The organism is Streptomyces ruber (assembly GCF_014648075.1).
GTDB classification, from domain to species: domain Bacteria; phylum Actinomycetota; class Actinomycetes; order Streptomycetales; family Streptomycetaceae; genus Streptomyces; species Streptomyces ruber.
The window spans coordinates 26,859-45,424 of record NZ_BMQK01000020.1; the positions used below are offsets into that span (position 1 = coordinate 26,859).

18 protein-coding genes and 1 pseudogene are annotated in these 18,566 nt (G+C 73.3%); 5 read left to right on the forward strand and 14 right to left on the reverse strand.

What is annotated here, in order from left to right:
• Positions 1-184 precede the first annotated feature (184 nt).
• Positions 185-463, forward strand: a complete 279-nt coding sequence (locus IEZ04_RS29730) for a hypothetical protein (RefSeq protein ID WP_189220092.1) — start codon at positions 185-187, stop codon at positions 461-463.
• Here the strand turns inward: IEZ04_RS29730 and manD are convergent.
• The 10 genes and pseudogenes from manD to IEZ04_RS29780 all read right to left on the reverse strand — a co-directional run bounded on the left by manD (position 415) and on the right by IEZ04_RS29780 (position 11,518).
• Positions 415-1,629 (reverse strand): D-mannonate dehydratase ManD, encoded by a 1,215-nt coding sequence (manD, locus tag IEZ04_RS29735; RefSeq protein ID WP_189220093.1) that lies wholly within the window; start codon positions 1,627-1,629, stop codon positions 415-417. The genes IEZ04_RS29730 and manD overlap by 49 nt on opposite strands.
• Before the next feature lie 50 nt (positions 1,630-1,679).
• Positions 1,680-2,540, reverse strand: a complete 861-nt coding sequence (locus IEZ04_RS29740) for a carbohydrate ABC transporter permease (RefSeq protein ID WP_189220094.1) — start codon at positions 2,538-2,540, stop codon at positions 1,680-1,682.
• Positions 2,537-3,502, reverse strand: a complete 966-nt coding sequence (locus IEZ04_RS29745) for a carbohydrate ABC transporter permease (RefSeq protein WP_189220095.1) — start codon at positions 3,500-3,502, stop codon at positions 2,537-2,539. The genes IEZ04_RS29740 and IEZ04_RS29745 overlap by 4 nt, the downstream gene beginning before the upstream one ends.
• A complete protein-coding gene (locus IEZ04_RS29750; RefSeq protein ID WP_189220096.1) occupies positions 3,502-4,827 on the reverse strand; it encodes an ABC transporter substrate-binding protein in 1,326 nt (441 codons plus the stop codon). The genes IEZ04_RS29745 and IEZ04_RS29750 overlap by 1 nt, the downstream gene beginning before the upstream one ends.
• Before the next feature lie 175 nt (positions 4,828-5,002).
• A complete protein-coding gene (locus tag IEZ04_RS29755; protein ID WP_189220097.1) occupies positions 5,003-5,788 on the reverse strand; it encodes a FadR/GntR family transcriptional regulator in 786 nt (261 codons plus the stop codon).
• Between the two features lie 72 nt (positions 5,789-5,860).
• Positions 5,861-6,244, reverse strand: a pseudogene (locus IEZ04_RS29760) (FAD-binding domain-containing protein); the annotation flags it as partial.
• Between the two features lie 96 nt (positions 6,245-6,340).
• Complete coding sequence (locus IEZ04_RS29765; protein ID WP_189220098.1) at positions 6,341-8,509, reverse strand: MMPL family transporter; 2,169 nt, start codon at positions 8,507-8,509, stop codon at positions 6,341-6,343.
• A 40-nt stretch (positions 8,510-8,549) separates the two neighbouring features.
• Positions 8,550-9,113, reverse strand: coding sequence for a TetR/AcrR family transcriptional regulator (locus tag IEZ04_RS29770; RefSeq protein ID WP_189220099.1), 564 nt, complete (start codon positions 9,111-9,113; stop codon positions 8,550-8,552).
• A 940-nt stretch (positions 9,114-10,053) separates the two neighbouring features.
• Positions 10,054-10,233, reverse strand: coding sequence for a hypothetical protein (locus IEZ04_RS29775; RefSeq protein WP_189220100.1), 180 nt, complete (start codon positions 10,231-10,233; stop codon positions 10,054-10,056).
• Between the two features lie 943 nt (positions 10,234-11,176).
• Entirely contained in the window at positions 11,177-11,518 is a 342-nt protein-coding gene (locus IEZ04_RS29780) for an STAS domain-containing protein (RefSeq protein WP_189220101.1), read from the reverse strand.
• Between the two features lie 203 nt (positions 11,519-11,721).
• On the opposite strand from IEZ04_RS29780, the gene IEZ04_RS29785 reads away from it, so the two are divergent.
• Positions 11,722-12,294: a CGNR zinc finger domain-containing protein gene (locus IEZ04_RS29785; RefSeq protein WP_189220102.1), complete on the forward strand. Its 573-nt coding sequence runs from the start codon at positions 11,722-11,724 to the stop codon at positions 12,292-12,294.
• Positions 12,295-12,500: 206 nt separating this feature from the next.
• On the opposite strand, the gene IEZ04_RS35660 is transcribed toward IEZ04_RS29785, so the two are convergent.
• Both IEZ04_RS35660 and IEZ04_RS35665 read right to left on the reverse strand, forming a co-directional pair.
• On the reverse strand, positions 12,501-12,947 hold the full coding sequence (locus IEZ04_RS35660; protein ID WP_268245698.1) for an amidohydrolase family protein: 447 nt from the start codon (positions 12,945-12,947) through the stop codon (positions 12,501-12,503).
• Positions 12,830-13,387, reverse strand: a complete 558-nt coding sequence (locus IEZ04_RS35665; RefSeq protein WP_268245695.1) for an amidohydrolase family protein — start codon at positions 13,385-13,387, stop codon at positions 12,830-12,832. Before IEZ04_RS35665 ends, IEZ04_RS35660 begins: the two co-directional genes overlap by 118 nt.
• Before the next feature lie 491 nt (positions 13,388-13,878).
• Between IEZ04_RS35665 and IEZ04_RS29795 the strand changes: the two genes are divergently transcribed.
• Both IEZ04_RS29795 and IEZ04_RS29800 read left to right on the forward strand, forming a co-directional pair.
• Complete coding sequence (locus tag IEZ04_RS29795) at positions 13,879-14,613, forward strand: IclR family transcriptional regulator (protein ID WP_189220103.1); 735 nt, start codon at positions 13,879-13,881, stop codon at positions 14,611-14,613.
• 48 nt (positions 14,614-14,661) lie between these two features.
• Positions 14,662-14,991 carry a putative quinol monooxygenase gene (locus IEZ04_RS29800; protein WP_189220104.1) on the forward strand — a complete coding sequence of 110 codons (330 nt, stop codon included), beginning with the start codon at positions 14,662-14,664 and terminating at the stop codon, positions 14,989-14,991.
• Positions 14,992-15,079: 88 nt separating this feature from the next.
• Here IEZ04_RS29800 and IEZ04_RS29805 read toward each other — a convergent pair whose 3' ends face one another.
• Positions 15,080-16,039: a helix-turn-helix transcriptional regulator gene (locus IEZ04_RS29805; protein ID WP_189220105.1), complete on the reverse strand. Its 960-nt coding sequence runs from the start codon at positions 16,037-16,039 to the stop codon at positions 15,080-15,082.
• A gap of 97 nt (positions 16,040-16,136) precedes the next feature.
• Here IEZ04_RS29805 and IEZ04_RS29810 point away from each other — a divergent pair, with 97 nt between their 5' ends.
• Entirely contained in the window at positions 16,137-16,496 is a 360-nt protein-coding gene (locus IEZ04_RS29810) for a VOC family protein (protein WP_189220106.1), read from the forward strand.
• Between the two features lie 19 nt (positions 16,497-16,515).
• On the opposite strand, the gene IEZ04_RS29815 is transcribed toward IEZ04_RS29810, so the two are convergent.
• Positions 16,516-18,489 carry a heavy metal translocating P-type ATPase gene (locus tag IEZ04_RS29815; RefSeq protein ID WP_189220107.1) on the reverse strand — a complete coding sequence of 658 codons (1,974 nt, stop codon included), beginning with the start codon at positions 18,487-18,489 and terminating at the stop codon, positions 16,516-16,518.
• Positions 18,490-18,566: the final 77 nt, after the last annotated feature.

Here is an 18,566-nt window from a genome sequence, read left to right on the forward strand (position 1 = left end):
TCTGGTGGGGGGCGTCGGGAACGCGTCGAGTCTGCCCACCGTCGGGTGCCGGATCCAGGGTGTGCCGCTCCGAGGACCGGCACCCCCCGCCCCGGATCCCGGCAGGTGTGTCCCGTCCGGCCCGGGACACCCGGCACCCGGGCGGCCTGAGGGACAGCCCGCCCGCCGGAGGAGGAAGGCAGCGATGGAGGAGCGGCGGAGCCGACGCGGTGACCGGGCCGAGGGCAGGTGCAAGGCGTGCGGGAGCAGACCGGTCGTCCCGGACCCGGACGGGACGATGCTGTGCGGCCACTGCGCCGCCGCGCTCGAACTGCCGGACGCCTCGGGACTGGTCGAGGACGAGGGCGCCGCGGTCCGCCGTGCGTTCGAGCACCGTGACGTGCGCCCCGGACGCCGATCCGGGACGGACGGGCGTCACCAGTCGTGCAGCGTGCCGTCCCGCAGGCGGTTCACGGGCAGGTAGGCGGCCTGGTACGGGTGGGCGGCAGCGAGGTCCTCGTCGAGGTCCACGCCGATGCCGGGGGCGTCGCCGGGGTGGAGGTGGCCGTCGGCGAAGGTGAACGCGTGCCGGAACACCTCGTGGGTGAGGGGGGTGTAGCCGGAGTACTCCTGGATGCCGAAGTTGTGGACGGCCAGGTCCAGGTGGAGCGCGGCGGCCATGCCGACCGGGGAGATGTCCTCGGGGCCGTGGGGCGCCGACCGGATCTGGTACTGGGCGGCGAAGTCGAGCAGTCTGCGCAGCGGGGTGACGCCGCCGAAGTGGGTGACGGCGGACCGGACGTAGTCGATGAGCTGCTCGGTGACGAGGGTCTGGTAGTCGAAGAAGGAGTTGAACACCTCACCGATCGCCAGGGGCGTCGTGGTGTGCCGGCGGACCAGGCGCAGGGCCTCCTGGTTCTCCGCCGGGGTGCAGTCCTCCAGCCAGAACGGCCGGTAGGGCTCCAGGTCCCTGCCGAGCCGGGCGGCCTGGACGGGGGTGAGCCGGTGGTGGGCGTCGTGCAGGAGGGGGAGCTCGGGGCCGAACTCGGCGCGGACCGCTTCGAAGACGGCCGGCGTGTGGCGCAGGTAGGCGTCGGTGTCCCAGTCCTCGACGAGCGGGCGGGCCTGCTGGTGCAGGACGGCCGCGCCGTCGGCGTCGGTGGTGTGGACACCGTAGACCGCCCTCAGGCCGGGGATGCCGGACTGGATGCGGACGGCGGGGTAGCCCTCGTCGAGGCGGGCCCGCACCGAGTCGAGGAGTTCGGGGATGTCACGGCCGTTGGCGTGGCCGTAGGTGCGCAGCCGGCTGCGGCTCGCGCCGCCGAGCAGCTGGTAGAGGGGCATTCCCGCGGCCTTGGCCTTGATGTCCCACAGGGCGGTGTCGACGGCGGCTATGGCCGCCATGGTGACCGGTCCGCGCCGCCAGTAGGCACCGCGGTAGAGGTACTGCCAGGTGTCCTCGACGCGGTGCGGGTCCAGGCCGGTGAGGAGGGGCACCACGTGGTCGGTCAGGTAGCTGACGACGGCCAGCTCCCGGCCGTTGAGGGTGGCGTCCCCGAGGCCGGTGACGCCCTCGTCGGTCGTCAGCTTCAGGGTGACGAAGTTGCGGCCGGGGCTGGTGACGACGACCTTCGCGTCGACGATCTTCATGCGTGTGCGCTCTTTCGCAGGGGGTGTATCGGCGGATGGAGTCGGGGTGGTCATCCCTTGGTGGCGCCGGAGGTCAGCCCGGCGACCAGGTACTTCTGGCCGAGGACGGCGGCGAGCAGGACCGGCAGGGTGATGAGGGTGGTCGCGGCCATGAGCCCGCCCCAGTCGGTGCTCGCGTAGGAGATGAAGTGGAACAGGGTGACGGGCACGGTCTGGGTGCTGTCGTCCGCGAAGACCAGCGCGAACATGAAGTTGTTCCAGCTGAAGACGAACGCCAGCAGGGACGCGGTCGCGGTGCCCGGCGCCGCCAGCGGGAGCGTGATGCGCCGGAAGGCGCCGAACGCGCTCAGCCCGTCGACCTGGGCGGCCTCCTCCAGTTCGACGGGCAGTCCCGCGAAGAAGCTGATCATGATCCACATGATGAGCGGCACGGAGACGAACATGTGGCTGAGGACCAGCACGGTGTAGGAGCCGACCAGGCCCGCCTGCGCGAACAGGTAGTACCAGGGCACCAGGAGGGAGATCGCCGGCACGATCCGCGCGACGAGGATCAGGGAGGCCGTCCGGTGCATGGCGAACCGGCCGACCGCCCACGCCGCGGGCACGGCGATGACGGCGGACAGGACGGTGGAGACCACGCCGACGAGCAGCGAGTTGCCCATGGAGCGGACGATCTGGCCGGCCTCGAGGACGGCGCGGAAGTTCTCCAGGGTGGGGGTGAACCACAGGCCCACCGACGGGTCGGTGACCTGGACGTTCGTCTTGAACGCGGCGGCGAACATCCACACGATCGGCAGTCCGAGGAGCAGCACGACCAGCGCGATGGCGGTCCCGCGGGCGACGGCGAGGGCCTTGCGGCGGCGGTCCCGGGCCGCGGCGGTCGGGGGTACGGGGCTGGTGGTGGCGGTCACGCGTTCCTCCCTCCGCCGCGGCGGCGCAGGAGGACGACGACGCCGATGATGAACAGGGTGAACAGCACCAGGACGGCCGCGGCGAGGCCGTACTCCTGGTAGTCGAAGGTGAGGCCGTAGGCGTACACGTTGAGCGTCTCGACCTCGAAGTCCGAGCCGCCGCCGGGGCCCTTGGTCGCGTAGAGCAGGTCGAACGTCTTCAGGGCGTCGACCGCGCGGAGCACCAGTGCGGTGGCCAGGGTGGGCAGCAGCATCGGCAGCGTCACGTACCGGAAGCGCTGCCAGGCGCCGGCGCCGTCGACGAGCGCGGCCTCCTCGGGCTCCTCGGGCAGGGTGGTCAGGCCGGCGAGCAGCAGCAGGGTCATCATCGGCGTCCACTGCCAGACGTCGATGAGGACCAGGGTGGGCAGTGACTGTCCGACCGAGCCGAGAAACTCCTGCGGAGGCAGGCCGACCGAGGTCAGCAGGTGGTTGGCGATGCCGTTGGTGGGGTCCAGGATCAGCAGCCACAGGATGCCGACCGCCACGGGCGTGGCCAGCAGCGGAATGATCAGAACGGTCCGCACCCAGCGCATCCCGCGGAACGGCCTGCGCAGCAGCATGGCGAGCGCCAGCCCGAGGACGGCCTCCAGGAGCACGGCGCCGACGGTGAAGACGACGGTGCGCCCGAGGGCGGGCCAGAAGCGGCGGGTGTCGGCGAGGGCGTCGGTGAAGTTCGTCGGCCCGATGTGGTCCTTGGCCGCGTTCACCGCGCCGAAGGCATTGGTGAGGCTGAGGTCCGCGGTGAACACCAGCGGGAAGACGATCATGGCGCCGACGAAGAGCAGGGCGGGGGAGAGCATCGCCCAGCGCAGCCGCCGGTTGGCCTGCTCGAAGGTGACCGCGGACCGCCGTCCGGTGGGGCGGCGGGGCGTCCGCCGCTCGCCGCCGGCGGGGGCGGAGGTGAGTCCGGCCGCGCTCATCAGGACTCCTTGTGGCGGTTGTCGCGGACGAGGAACTCGCCGAACTCGGCGTGCGCGTCCCTGGCGACCGGGCCGACGTCCTGGCCGAGGACGGCGGCCACGAGGGGGCGGCCGACGATGTCCCGGGCGCGCCCCACCTGGAGCACGCGGGGCCGGTCGTGGCCGATGCCGCGGGAGGCGTTGACGCGCATGGCCTCGGCCAGTTCGGGTGGGAACTTCCTCAGTGTCTCCGGGTCCTCCCACACGGAGGTGCGGGCGCCCGGGATGCCCTCGGACTGGAGCTCACGGGACCGTTCGACACCCGCCGCCCAGCGGATGAACCGCCAGGCGTCGTCCCGCAGCAGCGAGAACTTGTTGATGCCGAGGCTCCAGGACGGGATGTTGTGCGGCCGGGCGCCCGCGGGACCGGCGGGGAAGGGGGCGAAGCCGACCGCCTCGCGCACGGCGGGGGTGGTCACCGCCGGGTCGAGGAAGCTGCTGTAGATCGCGTCGGCGTCGACGTAGAACGCGGCCTTGCCCTGGGCGAAGACCGGCATCGCCTGTTCCAGGCTCATGTTGGTCGCGCCGGGCGGCCCGGTCCGGCCGAGCAGGCGCCCGTAGTACTCGTAGGCGGCGAGCGCCTGCGGGCTGCCGATGCCGGAGGCACCGTCGACGACGAAGTCCCCGCCGTGGGAGTACAGGAAGCTGGACCACTGCGAGACGGCGCCGGCGCGCTGCCCGCGGCCCACGAACCCGAACACGCCGCGCGACCGGTCGGCCGCCTCCCGGGAGGCGGCCTCCAGCTCGTCCAGCGTGCCCGGCACTCCGCCCAGGTCCTCGGCGAGGTCCTTGCGGTAGTAGAGCACCGGCCGCTCGGTGACGACGGGGACGCTGAGGACCCTGCCGGCGGTCACCGACGCCTCGCGCGGGGCGTCCTGGAAGTCGTCCCAGGCGAAGTCCGCGTCGTTCCGTACGCGGTCGGTGAGGTCGGCCAGCCAGTCGTTGTGGGCGAACAGCCCCTGCTCCTGGAGCGCGCGCACCATCATCACGTCGACGTCCGTGCCGGACGCGTTCAGCTTGACGTTGTAGCTGCTCGCGAGCTGGTCCGCGGTGAGCAGGCTCATGGAGACCCGGCGCCCGACCAGGTCCTCGAACTCGCCCAGCCGCCGTCTGACGGCCTGGGACCAGACGTGGTTGATCGCCATGATGCGCAGGGGCGTGCCGGAGGCCGGGGTGCGGCCGCCCGGAGCGCATGCGCCAAGGGCCATGGTCGCCGCTCCGGCCGCCCCGCCGGCGATCAGCCGGCCGAAGGAGCGCCGACTCGGCGGCTGGCTGCTCGTGGACATCGTCGTCCTCTGTCTCTCTGTACGGTGCTGTGCGGCCCGCGAGGGCCTGGTCCAACTGGTAGGACCAGTTGGACCAGGCGCAACCTAACAGCAGGAAAGCCCGGGGCGACACCCCCGGGCACGGATTTTCTCGCTCGCCCGGCTCACCCCGCTCACCGGACGAGGGCCCGGCGGGCTACGCCCTGTGCTGCTCCAGGAGCGTCTCGATGTGGTTCCGGGCCATGAGGTCGACCTGTACGTCCAGGTCGGGGCCGTAGGTCCGCAGCGCCAGGGTCAGGTGCTCGCGCATCCGCCGGGCGGCCTCGTCCGCGTCGCGCCTCTCCAGCGCCTCGAAGATCTCGGGGTGGTGCGGGACGCCGGGCTCGGCGATCGAGGGGTCGGAGTTCGAGCGGAGCATCAGCTCGAACATCATGCCGCTGATCGACGACAGCATGATCCGCAGAACGGGGTTCTTGCTGGCCACGGCGATGGCGTCGTGGAAGGCCAGGTCGGCGCGCGCCTTGTCGACGACGTCGTGCGCCCTCTCCAATGCGTCCCGCGCGGCGCGCAGGGCCGCGAAGTCCTCGTCCGTCGCCCGCAGCGCGGCCAGCCGGACCATCTCGGTCTCCATCGGGACGCGCGCCTCGATGAGCTGACGGACGGTCGGACGCCCGGCCCGGTACAGCGCGTCGTAGCCGCGTGCCTGCCCCGAGCCCTGCTCCCGGACGAAGGAGCCGCGCCCCGGCGCCACCTCGATCAGCTGCTGGGCCTCCAGGCGCCGCAGCACCTCGCGCACCACGCCCCGGCTGGCCCGGAAGTCGGCCGCCAGCTCCCGCTCCGACGGCAGCTTCTGCCCTGCGGCGATCACGCCCGAGCGGATGTCGTGCTCCAGCCGCCGCGCGATCCGCTCGGTCAGCAGGCCCCGTGGGGCCGGCCCGAGGGCGGAGTCCGGCGCCGAGGAGAGATGACCGGTGGGCTGCATGCCCGTATCGTACTGGCCCGCTCCGGGCGCCTTACCGGGCGGTGGGTTCGACGTGGTGGACCGTGCGTGTCCTCAGCCGCGGTCGCGGGCGTGCCGGAAGCGCGCCAGTACGTCGGCGAGGTCGACGACGGGGGCGGGGTAGCCGAGTGCGGCGCGCCGGTCCGCCGGGAGCCGCCAGGGCTCGTGCACCACGTCGGCGTCCACGTCCGCGAGTTCGGGGACCCAGCGGCGTACGTAGGCACCGTCCGGGTCGAAACGTCTTCCCTGGAGCACGGGGCTGAGGACGCGGTGGGGGCGGGAGTCGGTGCCGGTGCCGGCGGCCCACTGCCAGTTGAGCTGGTTGTTGACGATGTCACCGTCCACGAGCCAGTGCAGGAAGTACCGGGCGCCGATCCGCCAGTCCACGTACAGCGTCTTGGTCAGGAAGCTCGCCACCAGCAGCCGCGCGCGGTTGTGGGGAGGACGGGCCCGCTGCGCGGGTCCCGTCCTCCCGGGTTCCTTCTGCGGTGCGTCCGGTCCGGCTGCGGTGTGTCCGGCCCGGCCGACGCCTGGTCAGACCGAGACGGGGTTCTCGCTGTGCTTCTCGCCGGCCAGCTGCCGGTTCAGCTTCTCGCCCTCGATGTCGAGGTCGGGCAGGACCTTGTCGACGGGCTTCGGCAGCCACCAGGCGGCACGGCCGACCAGGGACATCACCGCCGGGACCAGCGCCATGCGGACGACGAAGGCGTCGATGACCACACCGACGGCGAGGGCGAACCCGATCGACTTGATGATCGGGTCGTCCATCAGCACGAAGCCCCCGAACACGGACGTCATGATGAGCGCGGCGGCCGTGACGACACGGGCGTTGTGACCCATGCCGCTGACCATGGCCGCCTGCGGGTCGGCGCCGTGCACGAAGTCCTCGCGCATACGGGAGACGAGGAAGACCTCGTAGTCCATGGCGAGGCCGAACAGGATGCCGATGAGCAGGATCGGCAGGAAGCTCACCAGCGGGCCGGGGGTGTCGACGCCCACCAGGCCGGCGAGGTGGCCCTCCTGGAAGATGGCGACGGTGATGCCGAAGGTGGCGCCCACGGTGAGCAGGAAGCCCAGCGCCGCCTTCAGCGGCACCAGGAACGACCGGAAGACGAGCATGAGCAGCAGGATGGACAGGCCCACCACCAGCAGCAGGTAGACCGGCAGGGCGTCGGAGAGCTTCTCCGAGACGTCGATGCCCATGGCGGTCGCGCCGGTGAGGGCGATGTCGGCGCCCTCCACGTCCGCCACCCGGTCGCGGATGTCGTGGACGGCGTTCTCGGTGGCGGCGGCGGTCGGGCCCGCCTCGGGGATGATGGTCAGCAGGGCGGTGGTGCCCTGCTCGTTCAGCTGCGGCGGGGCGACGGTCAGGACGCCGTCGGTCTCCTTGATGAGGGCGGTGGCCTCCTGGGCGGCCGCCCCGGTGGACTGCGCGTCCTGACCGTTGACGACGGCGACGAGACGGCCGTTGAAGCCCTCGCCGAAGCCCTCGGACGTCAGGTCGTACGCCTCGCGTGCGGGGGAGCCCTCGGCGGCGGTGCCCGCGTCCGGCAGGGCCAGCCGCATGTCCTGGGCGGGGAGGGCGAGCGCGCCCAGCCCGACGATGCCGACGACCAGGAGCGGGATGCGCAGCTTGGTGACGAGCCGGCCCCAGGTGAAGCCGAAGCCCTCGGTGGCGGCGCCGTCCTCGGCGGCGTCGCTGTCCGCCCGGCGCTGCTTGCGCGGCAGGATCTTCTTACCGGCGAAGGAGAGGAAGGCCGGCAGCAGGGTGAGGGCGACCAGCACGGCGATGGCGACGGTGCCCGCCGCGGCCAGGCCCATCACGCTCAGGAAGGGGATGCCGACGACGGAGAGGCCCGCCAGGGCGATGACGACGGTGGCACCGGCGAAGACGACCGCGGAGCCGGCCGTACCGGTCGCGCGGCCCGCGGCCTCCTCGGGCTCCAGCCCCTCGGCCAGGTACTGGCGGTAACGGGAGGTGATGAAGAGCGAGTAGTCGATGCCGACGGCCAGCCCCAGCATCAGCGCGAGGATCGGCGCGGTGGACGACAGCTCGACGACACCGGTCAGGGAGTAGAGGCCGGCCATGCCGACCGCGACGCCGATCAGCGCGTTCAGCAGGGTCATACCGGCGGCGACCAGCGAGCCGAAGGTGATGACCAGGACCACCGCGGCGACCAGGACGCCGAGCGCCTCGGTGGAGCCGATCTCCACCTCACCGCCCATGACCTCGCCGCCGTGCTCCACCCGCAGTCCCTCGGCGTCGGCGCCGACGGCCTCGTAGGCCGACTTCGCCTCGTCACTGACCTCGTCGGCGCCCTTGTCGAACTGCACCTGCACCAGGGCGTAGCGGCCGTCCTGGGAGACGGAGCCGGCCTGGAACGGGTCCACGGCGCCGGTGACGCCGTCGATCTCGGAGGCTTCCTTCACCAGGGGCGCCACCGCGGCGGGGTCCAGCTGCTCGCCCTCGGGCGCGGCGACGACGATGGTGCCGGTGGCACCGCCGGCCTGCGGGAACTGCCTGCCGAGGTCGTCCATCGCCTGCTGGGACTCGGTGCCCGGCATGGAGAACTTGTCGCTGGTCGGGCCCATCAAGGTGGCGGCCCCGACACCCAGCAGGACCAGCAGGAGCAGCCAGACCGCGGCTATTCGGCCTCTTCTGCGGAACGAGAACCGGCCGATCCGGTACAGCAAGGTTGCCATCGAGGAAGGGTCTTTCCGTGAGGGGTCAGCTGAGGGTGGGTCAGGCGTCCGCAGCGCACTGCGGACTGTGGTCCAGCGTCCGCAGCGCACTGCGGATCATTTCGGCGCGCAGCACCTCGTCCGGTGCCACCTCGTCCTCCGTGGCACTGGTGATGAAGACGGCGCCCAGCACCATCCACGCGGCCACCCGGGACGGCGCCCGCCGCGAGTGGCCGGCCAGCGCGTCCAGCAGCCCGTCCGCCAACTCCAGGACGTTGAGGGTCTGGTGGCAGGACATCTCGGCGATGTCCTCGAAGAGGAGCCGGATCTCGCGGCGGAACCGCAGCGCCAGATCGACGTACCCGATGACGGTCTCCTCCACCAGCCGGCCGCGCTCCAGCCCCGCCACACGGTCGAGCAGTGTGGCGAGGGCGTCCCGGGCCGGGGTCAGCAGCTCGGTGAGGATCGTCTCCTTGCTGGCGAAGTGGTAGAGGAGCGACGCCTTCGAGCAGCCCGCGTCGGAGGCGATGTCCTGCAACGAGGTGCCGCGGAAGCCGTGCACGGAGAACAGTCGCAGTGCCGACTCGAGGATCTGACCGCGCATGGCGGAGGCGGTGCGTGCCATGCCACAACGGTAACTGTCCGATCGGTCAGAACTGACCGATCGGACAGTGTGTCGGGGTGATGTGTGACACACTCTTCGCACGGGGCTTGAACAGTGTGACGAGTGGTCATCGGCCGTCGCGGGCGGGCGGTTCGCTCCGCGGCGCGGTCGGTCGCCTCGACCGGTACCCACGACCCGGCGACGTTCCACTCATGTGCTGCACAGCATTGTGAAGCTGTCGTGGTGTGCACAGTCGCGGGAGGGGGAGCGGCCTGCTGTGTCCCTGACTGCTCGGGAACGCGCTCGCCCGGCTCCCTCCCGCGGACCCGGTCGCGGCCTTCGCCGACGAGGTGACGCGACGGCCGGCCGAGCGGCGGCGGCCGTGGCGCTGGGGGTGTCGGCCGGGACGGTGCGGGTGCGGCTGTCGCGCGCCAGGAGGAGACTGCGCGAACTCGCGGACGCCGAGCACGGACCGGACCCCGCCACGGCTCGTACGGCTCGCGGCCGGGCGGACCAGCGCATGGGGGAGAGCAGCCGATGACCCCTGAGCGACACCGTCGGCCGGCCACGAGGAGACGGCCGGGCCGAGAAGCGAAGCGGCCATGCCCCGGTCGTCCCCCGGCGGCGTCCGGCGGACGCCCCCCGCCTCCGGCGGCGACCGTCGCCGTGGGAAGGCGTCCGGCGGACGCCCCCGGCTCCGGCGGCCACCGTCGCCGTGGGAAGGCCGTCGTCACCGAGCAGAGCAAGCGCTCCACCGGGCCGCACGCCGGATGCCCGGCGTCACCGAGTACGCGCCCCAGGCAGGATCGGGCGCAGCGGCGTCGGCCTGTCCCTCATGCAGTGGGACGCCCTGGCGACTCGCTGCCCCGGATGACGGGGCGGTTGGCTGAACGCGCTCGCCCGGCCGCATGGTGCGAGCGGCCGGGCGAGAGGTGATCCGTCGCGGATCGGGAACAGGAACTCAGTTGCACTCATGTCTCATGACGTTGTAAGAAACCCAGCTGTTGCTGTCGCACTTCGACGCACCCGTGGAACTCTGGTCGGTGTGGTGGTCGAAGTCGTCCGCGGAGGCGGTGCCGACGGTTGCCGCGGCGGCTGCGATCATCAGGGCTACGGCGGTGACGGCGGTGCGAATACGCATGAATTCTCCTGGAGACGGTGGCCGTCCTTCACGGCTGCTCACCGCAGGCCTTCCCCGCGGCCGGGCCGTCTCCGCCGTGCCTCACTCCGACGGAGGCAGTTCTCAACCCATTGCGCGCAAGCGGACACGGCACCGGGCGAACTCCCCCGTGTACGTGCGGGACTGTCTGCCCTTCGGCAGGTCGCCGGGCCCGGGTGCGGCAGGCCGTCGACGCCGCCGAGACGGACCTGGCTCACGCAGCCCGACGGGCGGGCACCCTCCACTGCGGTCTTCACCCACCAGGTGTCCCGGTGGCCGCCCTGGGTCGCGTGACCGCCCTCGGTCCGGCACAGCACCCTGAGCAACCCGCCGCCGTGTGTCGCGGCGATGGCGGACGCCTGGTGTGATCGCAGGCCGGTCGGGCACTGGGAGGACCGCCCCGGCGGCCCACGCGGGTCACCGCACCGCCGCGCTCCTCCCCGACGGACAGCTCTTCGCCGACCTGCGCGCCGCGGATCCGGAGCCCGTACGGACCGTGGACGCCCCGGCCCGGTCACTGCGCGCCCCCGGCGTGGTCCGGACACCCCGGCCCGCGACGAGAACGACTTCCTCGGCCCGCGACGAGAACGACCTCCTCGGCCCGCGACGAGAACGACCTCCTCGGCCCGTACCGCACGCAGATCGCGCGCCGGCGCGTCCTGCCCATCCTCGACGACGCGGTCGGCGAGACCCTGCTGCGCCCGCTGTTGCCACCGGGCGGCGGCTCGGCCGTGCTGGTCACCGGACGCCGGCTCGTCGCCCTGGAGGGCGCCGCCCACCTCGATCCGGGCGTGCCCTCGACACGGAGGCACTGGATCTGACGGCCTGGTGCGCCGCGGCGGCGCGTACGCCCGGCTCTGGCATTCCTGGCACGGCGACCCGGAGACGGAGCCGGAGGGCGGCGCGGGACGGCCGGGTGACGTCGTCAGGGTCGTGGTCGTGCGGCCCGGCGGTCGGGCGCCGGTGCTTCGCCGTGCGTGCCGGGCGTGCGGTCGGTGGGACGGCTGCCGGCCACGAGACGGAGGCCGCCGCCGGTGGACTGCAGTGCCCGGTGGATGCCGAGCAGCGTGAACAGGCTCGCGTTGTCGCACCAGGTGACCGAGGACACGTCCACCACGACGGATCTCCTGCCGCCGCCCGACAGCACCATGACCACCTGGTCACACAGACCCTGCACCGTGTCGCGGTGCAGCTCGCCGGACAGGCGCAGTCGTGCGGTGCGGTCCTGGGCGGCGGAGAGATCGCGGATGACGAGGCGGGAGCACACACCCACAGCTTCCCACCGGCGCGCACACGGTACGTCCCACCAGGGCGAATCGGCAATTGCCAACGGCAGCTCCGGCGTGCCTCGGTACGGCCCGCCCCGCCGGAGGGGACGCGGGGCCGGGCGGCGCAGCGATCAACCTCTGATCATGGGATGACCGGTTATCGTGGGTGGGGTGATGCCGCCGCGCCGAAGGGACCCGCACCGTGCCGTCACCCGCCGAGGCCGACCCCAGGCCGCTGACCGGCGAGCCGCTCGCCATCGACCTGCTCAACACGCGCTGGACCGACGCCGCGGGCCGGCACGACCTCCTCGACTCCCTGGAGGGGACGGCGCTGTGGCTGAACACGCCCCTCGTCCGCGAAGCCCTCGGCGGCACCCCCGTCCCGGCCGGCCATGACACCCGCGAGCGGCTCCACCGGGCCCGCGCCGCGCTCGACGAGGCCGTCGCCGACCCGGCGCACCCGACGCCCGCCGCCGTCACGGCCGTCAACGACGTGCTCGCCCACGGCCGGCTGCGGCAGGTCCTGCGCCCCGACGGGCCGGGCACCGTGGCCGAGACGGACGATCCGGCCTGGCTGCCGGCCTGGGCCGCCGTCGCCGACTTCCTGCGGCTGCTGGCCGACCGTCCCGAACGCATCCGCGCCTGCGGCAACCACCAGTGCGTCCTGCACTTCTACGACGTGTCCAAGAACGGCACCCGGCGCTGGTGCTCGATGAGCGGCTGCGGCAACCGGGCCAAGGCCCAGCGGCACTACGTCCGCCACCGCCAGGGCTGAGGCACGGCGCAACACCGTCCGTACCCGTGCACCGTGCGCCCTCTCCAGGCCCCGCCGCACGATCGTCTCCGTCCGCGGCACCGTCGGGACGGCGACGCGGCGGCCCGGGGCGCACCCGGAAGCCGGCCGGCGCGGCCGTGTCCGGCGAGCCCGTGCGGTGTTCCACGGCGTCCCTTCATCTCGTCCGAAGAACGCCGGGGAACGGTTCACGCAGCCGCGTCGTGTGCGGCCGCCAACAGGGCGGGGTCGATGCGGTAGAAGCCGGCGGCCGCGGCGCCGAGCACGGCGGCGCGGTCGCCCGGCGACAGCGGTGAGAGCAGTTCCAGGCACGCCTCCCAGCAGCGTGCGTAGCCCCCGGCCAGCAGGGAGACCGGCCAGTCACCGCCGTACATCAGACGGCCGGGCCCGAACAGCTCCAGGGCATCCTCGACGAAGGGACGCACCTCTTCCGTCGTCCACGAGCCGAGGGGGCCGGAGGCCGCGTAGAGCCCGGAGAGCTTGGCGTGTACCCGGGGGTGACGTGCGGCGGCGGCGATCAGCCTCCGCCATCGGGCCCGGTCGCCGGGGCCGCCGCCGACCGGGGGCTTGCCGAGGTGGTCGACGACCAGGCGCAGGCCGGGGTGGCGGGCCGCCAGCCGCGGTACGTGGACCAGGGCCTCGGGCGAGGAGGTGACGTAGTCGAAGGTGTGAGGCCCGCCTCGGCGAGCAGGTCGAGTCCCCGGGCGACGTCCGGGCGGAGGATCCAGTCCCGGTCGGGGTTGTCGTGGACGAGGGCGCGCACGCCCGCCACGTGGGGATCGCGGCGCAGTTCCGTAAGGCGTTGACGGGCCCGCACGGAATTGTCCAGGGGAACCCGGGCGACGACGGCGACGACCTCGGGGTGGGCCGCGGCGGTCGCCGGCATGAGATCGGTGTCCGCGTCGTTGTCGGCGGCCTGCACGAGGACGCCGGCGGTGACCCCGGCGTCCCTCAGCGCCGGACGGACGTCGGTGAACCTCATGACCCGGTCGACCGGTGCCATCGCCGGCCCCAGCCAGTCGTAGGCGGCGCGTCGGGGGTCCCAGACGTGCTGGTGGGAGTCGATGACGGTCATCTCCGTCCTCCTGCGGTGTACGGCGCGGCGGCTGCCGAGCGGTCGACCGGCAACGGAGCGGGGCGTGCCGGCCGGTGGACCCCGCGACACCCCGCGCACCCGCCCCGGACGCGGGCACGCGGACGGCGGGAACCGCGACGGCGGAACGTTCCAACGTACCGCCTGTGACCACGGCGGCCACGCGGAGGGGGAAGGGGCGTGGGGCGTCGCGCTCAGGGCCGGGCCGGCCTTCCGAGGCGGCCGCGAGCCACCGACAGGAGCCCCCCGAATCCGTCGGGGCGGAGTCAGGAATGCGTGGACACGTGGACGTACGACTCGGCGGGGCCGCGAGCGCCGGAGACCTCCGGGCGGCGGACGCGGCAGCGGCGCGGGCCGGGCGCGGCGCCCGGTGCGGGCGGCGATACTGTGGATCGATCATCAGTGCCCACCGCGCCGTCCGGGCCCGTCCGGACCGCCCGGGGCACCCGAACCCACCGGAAGGACCGTCCGCCATGTCCGGCCCCCAGTCCGTGGACCGTGCGCTGGCCCTGCTGGACGCGGTGGCCGACGCGCCGGGACCGCTCAGCGCCAAGGCGCTCGCCCGGCAGGCGGGCTGTTCGCTGTCGACCGCGTACCACCTGCTCGGACCGCTGACGGCACGCGGTTACCTGGTCCGGGGGCCCGAGGGGTACGGGCCCGGGCCGCGGATCCCCGCTCTGCACCGGTCCTTCCGGCGGCATCTGGACGCCGGTGGCGGCGCCGTCGCCGCCCTGCTCACGCGGACGCGGCGGACCACCGGCGCCGAGGCGTACTTCACCGCGTACCGCGACGGCCGGATCGCCGTGGTCGACACCACCGCGCCCCTCACCGACCTCGGCAACCCCTGGCGACCCGGGCTGGAGACCAGGGCGCACGCGACCGCGCACGGCAAGGTGCTGCTGGCGTCGCTGCCCCGGGCCGCGCGACGCCGCTATCTCGCCGCTCACGGCATGGCCCGCCTCACCGAGCACACCATCACCGACGAGGAGCGCTTCGAGGCGGAGGTGGCCGGTGTGCGGCGCCGGGGCGTCGCGGTCTCCGTCGGCGAGAGCGACCCGGCCCACACCTGCCTCGCCGTGCCGCTGCCCGGCCGTCCGGACCAGGCGCTCTCCGTCTCGCTGCCCCTCGCCGACTTCCGGCGCCGCGGCGACGAGGTCGGCTCTCTCCTGGCACGCGCCGCGGCCGCGTTTCCGACACTGCCGGAATGACCCGGCGCCCGGCTGGCCGGAAGGCGGTGCGGGAAGCAGAGTGGAGCCATGATTTTCATCGCCGTACGTTTCACCGTCCGTCCCGAGCACGCCGACGAGTGGCTGACCCTGGTGGGCCCGTTCACCGAGGCCACGCGCGCCGAACCGGGCAACCTGTTCTTCGACTGGTCGCGCGATGTCGACGACCCGCACAGGTTCACGCTGCTGGAGGGCTTCGCCGACGACGCCGCGGGCGCGGTCCACGTCCAGTCCGAGCACTTCCGGGCGGGGCTCGCCACGATGGCCGGCGCGATCGCGGAGACGCCCGAGATCATCAACGCGAACCTGCCCGAGCAGAACGGCTGGGGCCCCATGGCGGAGCTCGCCCCGCAGGGCTGACGACCGCCACCGGGCCGGTACCGCCCCGGCGGTGCCGCCGCGGAGCCAGGCCCGGCGTACGGGCACCACGCCGCGTGGGCGCCCTCGCTCAGTCGTACCGACGGCTGATCCGTGCAGCCAGTTCGCGGATCCGGTCGCGGGCCTCCGGGGGAGCGGTCACGGTGAGGTCGTCCGCGAAGGGCAGCAACTGGCGCACGTCCTCGATCTCCCGGCATGCCACCGTGATCACGGCCTCCTTCTCGCCCTCGCCCCCGGGCGGCCGCACGGTCAGCCGGGAGCCGAGGATGCGCCGGGCACGGTCGAGCTGGCGGACGGCGAGCCGCCCGTGCACCCGGACGGCGTCGGTCGTCTCCCAGCGCGAGGTCAGTTCCGCCGCCACGTCGGCCAGGGTCGTCGCGGGCCGCAGCCGGCGCGGGGCACGCATCGGCCGCCAGTCGACGAGCCGTTCGAGGGAGTACAGCCGTGGTACGGACGCACGGTCGGCGACGAGGTACCACCGCCCCGCCTTGGCCAGCAGACCGTACGGATCCACGATCTGCCAGGCCGGTTCGGCGTCGTCACGGCGCCGGTAGCGGATGCGCAGCCGCACACCGCGGCGCACGTCACCCACGACGGCGCTCGGATCCGCACCGCCTGCGTCCTCGGCGTTCCGCCCGAACCAGGGCCTGTTGTCGGTGGTGACGACGGCACTGATCGGCAGGAGGGACGCCGCGGGGCGCCGATGTGCCGTGATCTTCGCGCGGGCCCGCCGGCTCTCGGCGTCGGCGCCCAGCTGACGCCGCTGCGTGTCGTCCAGCCCGTGGAGCGCGAGGTGGTCACGCTCGGCCGGAGTGAGCCGGGAGGTGTCGAGCGTGCCACCGGGCAGCAGCGTCACCCCGCCCCAGCGGCCGCGTTCGACCAGCACCGGGAAACCCGCCTCCTGCAGCCATCGCAGGTCTCTCAGCACGGTGCGCACCGAGACCCCGACCCGGTCCGCGAGGTCGGCCGTGGTGACGACCTCGCGGGTCCGGAGGGCCAGCAACAGGGAGAAGAAGCGATCCGGGGTCATGACGCCGAGGTTCCCACGGGAACACGACAGGATCTGTCATGTATGACAGGCAGAGTCCTCTCGTCCGGAACAACCGGCAGGACGGAAGGAGCCCCTCATGGCAGTCCCCGACATGGTCATCGTCCACGTCTCCGACGCATCGGCGTCCACCCGTTTCTACGCGGAGCTGTTCGACATCGAGCCGAGCTTCGAAACGCCCGGGTTCGTCTCGTTCCGACTCGCCGACGGGTTCGACCTGGCCCTGTGGAGCGCGATCCCGGACCACCTGTCGGCGCCGCGCACCAGCGAGCTGTGCGTGACGCTGGACGGCGGTCCCGAACGGATCGACCAGCAGTTCCGGGACTGGACGAGGAAGGGCGTCAGGACGGTGCGGGAACCCCACGACGAGGTGTTCGGCCGCACCTTCGTCGTCGCCGATCCCGACGGCAACCTGATCCGGGTGGCCCCCGTCGACTGACGCCGCGGCCGCGTACCGCCTACGCGTCCGCGGCGGTGCGGGGCCATGCCGCCTCGCGCAGCAGACGGAGGCCGTTGAGGCCGACGACGACGGTGGAACCCTCGTGCCCGGCGACGCCGAGCGGCAGCGGGAGGGTGCCGATCAGGTCCCAGGCGACCAGCACGGTGATGAACACACCGGCGATGACGAGGTTCTGGACGACCAGGCGGCGCGCGGTGCGCGACAGCCGTACGACGGCGGGGACGGCGGCGAGTTCGTCGCGGACGACGACGGCGTCGGCGGTCTCCAGCGCGAGGTCGGAGCCGGCCCTGCCCATGGCGATCCCGGAGTGGGCGGCGGCCAGGGCGGGGGCGTCGTTGACGCCGTCGCCGACGACCAGCACCCGGCGCCCCCCGGTCTGCCACTCCCTGACGGCGCCCACCTTGTCCTCGGGCAGCAGGCCCGCGCGGACCTCGGTGATGCCGACCTCGGCGGCCAGGCGCCGGGCGGCGCGCTCGTTGTCACCGGTCAGGAGCACCGGGGTGCGGCCGGTCAGCGCGGTGAGGGCGGCGACGGTGGCCGCCGCGTCCGGGCGGAGCCGGTCGGCGACGCCCAGCACGCCCACGGGCACTCCGTCGCGGAGCACGGCGACCGCGGTGTGTCCGGTCTCCTCCAGCTCGGTCACCGCCCGGTGGGGCGGCTGCCCGTCGGCGGCCGGCAGGAGACGGGCGGGGGAGCCGACCTGGACGACATGTCCGTCGACGGTGGCGGTGACGCCCCGGCCGGGGACGGAGGCGAAGCCGGCGGCGTCGGACAGGGACAGCCCCCGTTCGCGGGCGGCGTCGACGACGGCGCGGGCCAGGGGGTGTTCGCTGGGGTGCTCGGCGGAGGCGGCCAGGCGCAGCAGCGCGGGCTCGTCCAGGCCGCTGCCGGGCAGGGGGCGGATGCCGGTGACGCGGGGCGTGCCCTCGGTCAGGGTGCCGGTCTTGTCCAGGGCGACGGTGTCGACCTGGCCGAGACGCTCCATGACGACGGCGGACTTGGCGAGCACACCGTGGCGGCCCGCGTTGGCGATGGCGGACAGCAGCGGCGGCATGGTGGAGAGCACCACCGCGCACGGCGAGGCGACGATCATGAACGTCATGGCCCGCAGCAGGGCCGACTGGAGCGTGTCGCCGAAGGCGAGCGGGACGGCGAAGACGGCGAGGGTCGCGACGACCATGCCGATCGAGTAGCGCTGCTCGACCTTCTCGATGAAGAGCTGGGTGGGAGCCTTGGTCGCGGAGGCCTCCTCCACCATCCGCACGATCCGGGCGATCACCGAGTCCGACGGATCGCGCCCTACCCGCACGCGCAGGGCGCCGGTGCCGTTGACGGTGCCCGCGAAGACCTCGTCGCCCGCCTGCTTGGCCACCGGCAGCGGCTCACCGGTGACGGTGGCCTGGTCGACGTCGCTCGCCCCGTCGACGACCTGCCCGTCGGCACCGATCCGCTCCCCGGGCCGGACCAGGACGGTGTCCCCGACCGCGAGCCGGCCGGCGTCCACCCGCTCCTCGGTGCCGTCGGGCAGCAGCCGGGTCGCGGTGGCGGGGGCGAGATCGAGCAGACCGCGCACCGAGTCCGCGGTCCGCGCGGTCGCGACGGCCTCCAGGGCACCGGAGGTGGCGAAGATGACGATCAGCAGCGCCCCGTCGAGGACCTGCCCGATCGCGGCGGCGCCCAGCGCCGCGACGACCATCAGCAGATCCACGTCCAGCGTCTTGTCCTTCAGCGCCTTGAGCCCCTCCCAGCCGGGCTCCCAGCCGCCTGTGGCATAGGTCGCGGCGAACAGGCCTCCCCACAGCCACGCCGGGGCGTCCAGCAGGTACGGCGGGAGGGCGAGGAGGAACAGCACCAGGGCCGCGAGCGCCCAGCGGGCCTCCGGCAGCGTCAGGACGCGGGTGCGGCGCCGGGGCGGGGCGGGCCGCCGCCCGGCGGTGGGCGGTGCGGGCCTCTCGGCCAGGGAGGAAGACATGACGAAGCGACCCTTCGCAGACGGGCGGGGCAACGGCGTCCACCGTACAGGAATATCTGAACAGGTCTTCAAGTGTC

Coding starts and splice junctions, on each gene's coding strand:
- IEZ04_RS35665 (WP_268245695.1), bottom strand. CDS start 13,387: ATGACCGTCATCGACTCCCACCAGCACGTCTGGGACCCCCGACGCGCC.
- IEZ04_RS29810 (WP_189220106.1), top strand. CDS start 16,137: ATGGCAGTCCCCGACATGGTCATCGTCCACGTCTCCGACGCATCGGCG.
- manD (WP_189220093.1), bottom strand. CDS start 1,629: ATGAAGATCGTCGACGCGAAGGTCGTCGTCACCAGCCCCGGCCGCAAC.
- IEZ04_RS29745 (WP_189220095.1), bottom strand. CDS start 3,502: ATGAGCGCGGCCGGACTCACCTCCGCCCCCGCCGGCGGCGAGCGGCGG.
- IEZ04_RS29765 (WP_189220098.1), bottom strand. CDS start 8,509: ATGGCAACCTTGCTGTACCGGATCGGCCGGTTCTCGTTCCGCAGAAGA.
- IEZ04_RS29795 (WP_189220103.1), top strand. CDS start 13,879: ATGTCCGGCCCCCAGTCCGTGGACCGTGCGCTGGCCCTGCTGGACGCG.
- IEZ04_RS29815 (WP_189220107.1), bottom strand. CDS start 18,489: ATGTCTTCCTCCCTGGCCGAGAGGCCCGCACCGCCCACCGCCGGGCGG.
- IEZ04_RS29770 (WP_189220099.1), bottom strand. CDS start 9,113: ATGGCACGCACCGCCTCCGCCATGCGCGGTCAGATCCTCGAGTCGGCA.
- IEZ04_RS29775 (WP_189220100.1), bottom strand. CDS start 10,233: ATGCGTATTCGCACCGCCGTCACCGCCGTAGCCCTGATGATCGCAGCC.
- IEZ04_RS29800 (WP_189220104.1), top strand. CDS start 14,662: ATGATTTTCATCGCCGTACGTTTCACCGTCCGTCCCGAGCACGCCGAC.
- IEZ04_RS29805 (WP_189220105.1), bottom strand. CDS start 16,039: ATGACCCCGGATCGCTTCTTCTCCCTGTTGCTGGCCCTCCGGACCCGC.
- IEZ04_RS29755 (WP_189220097.1), bottom strand. CDS start 5,788: ATGCAGCCCACCGGTCATCTCTCCTCGGCGCCGGACTCCGCCCTCGGG.
- IEZ04_RS29730 (WP_189220092.1), top strand. CDS start 185: ATGGAGGAGCGGCGGAGCCGACGCGGTGACCGGGCCGAGGGCAGGTGC.
- IEZ04_RS29750 (WP_189220096.1), bottom strand. CDS start 4,827: ATGTCCACGAGCAGCCAGCCGCCGAGTCGGCGCTCCTTCGGCCGGCTG.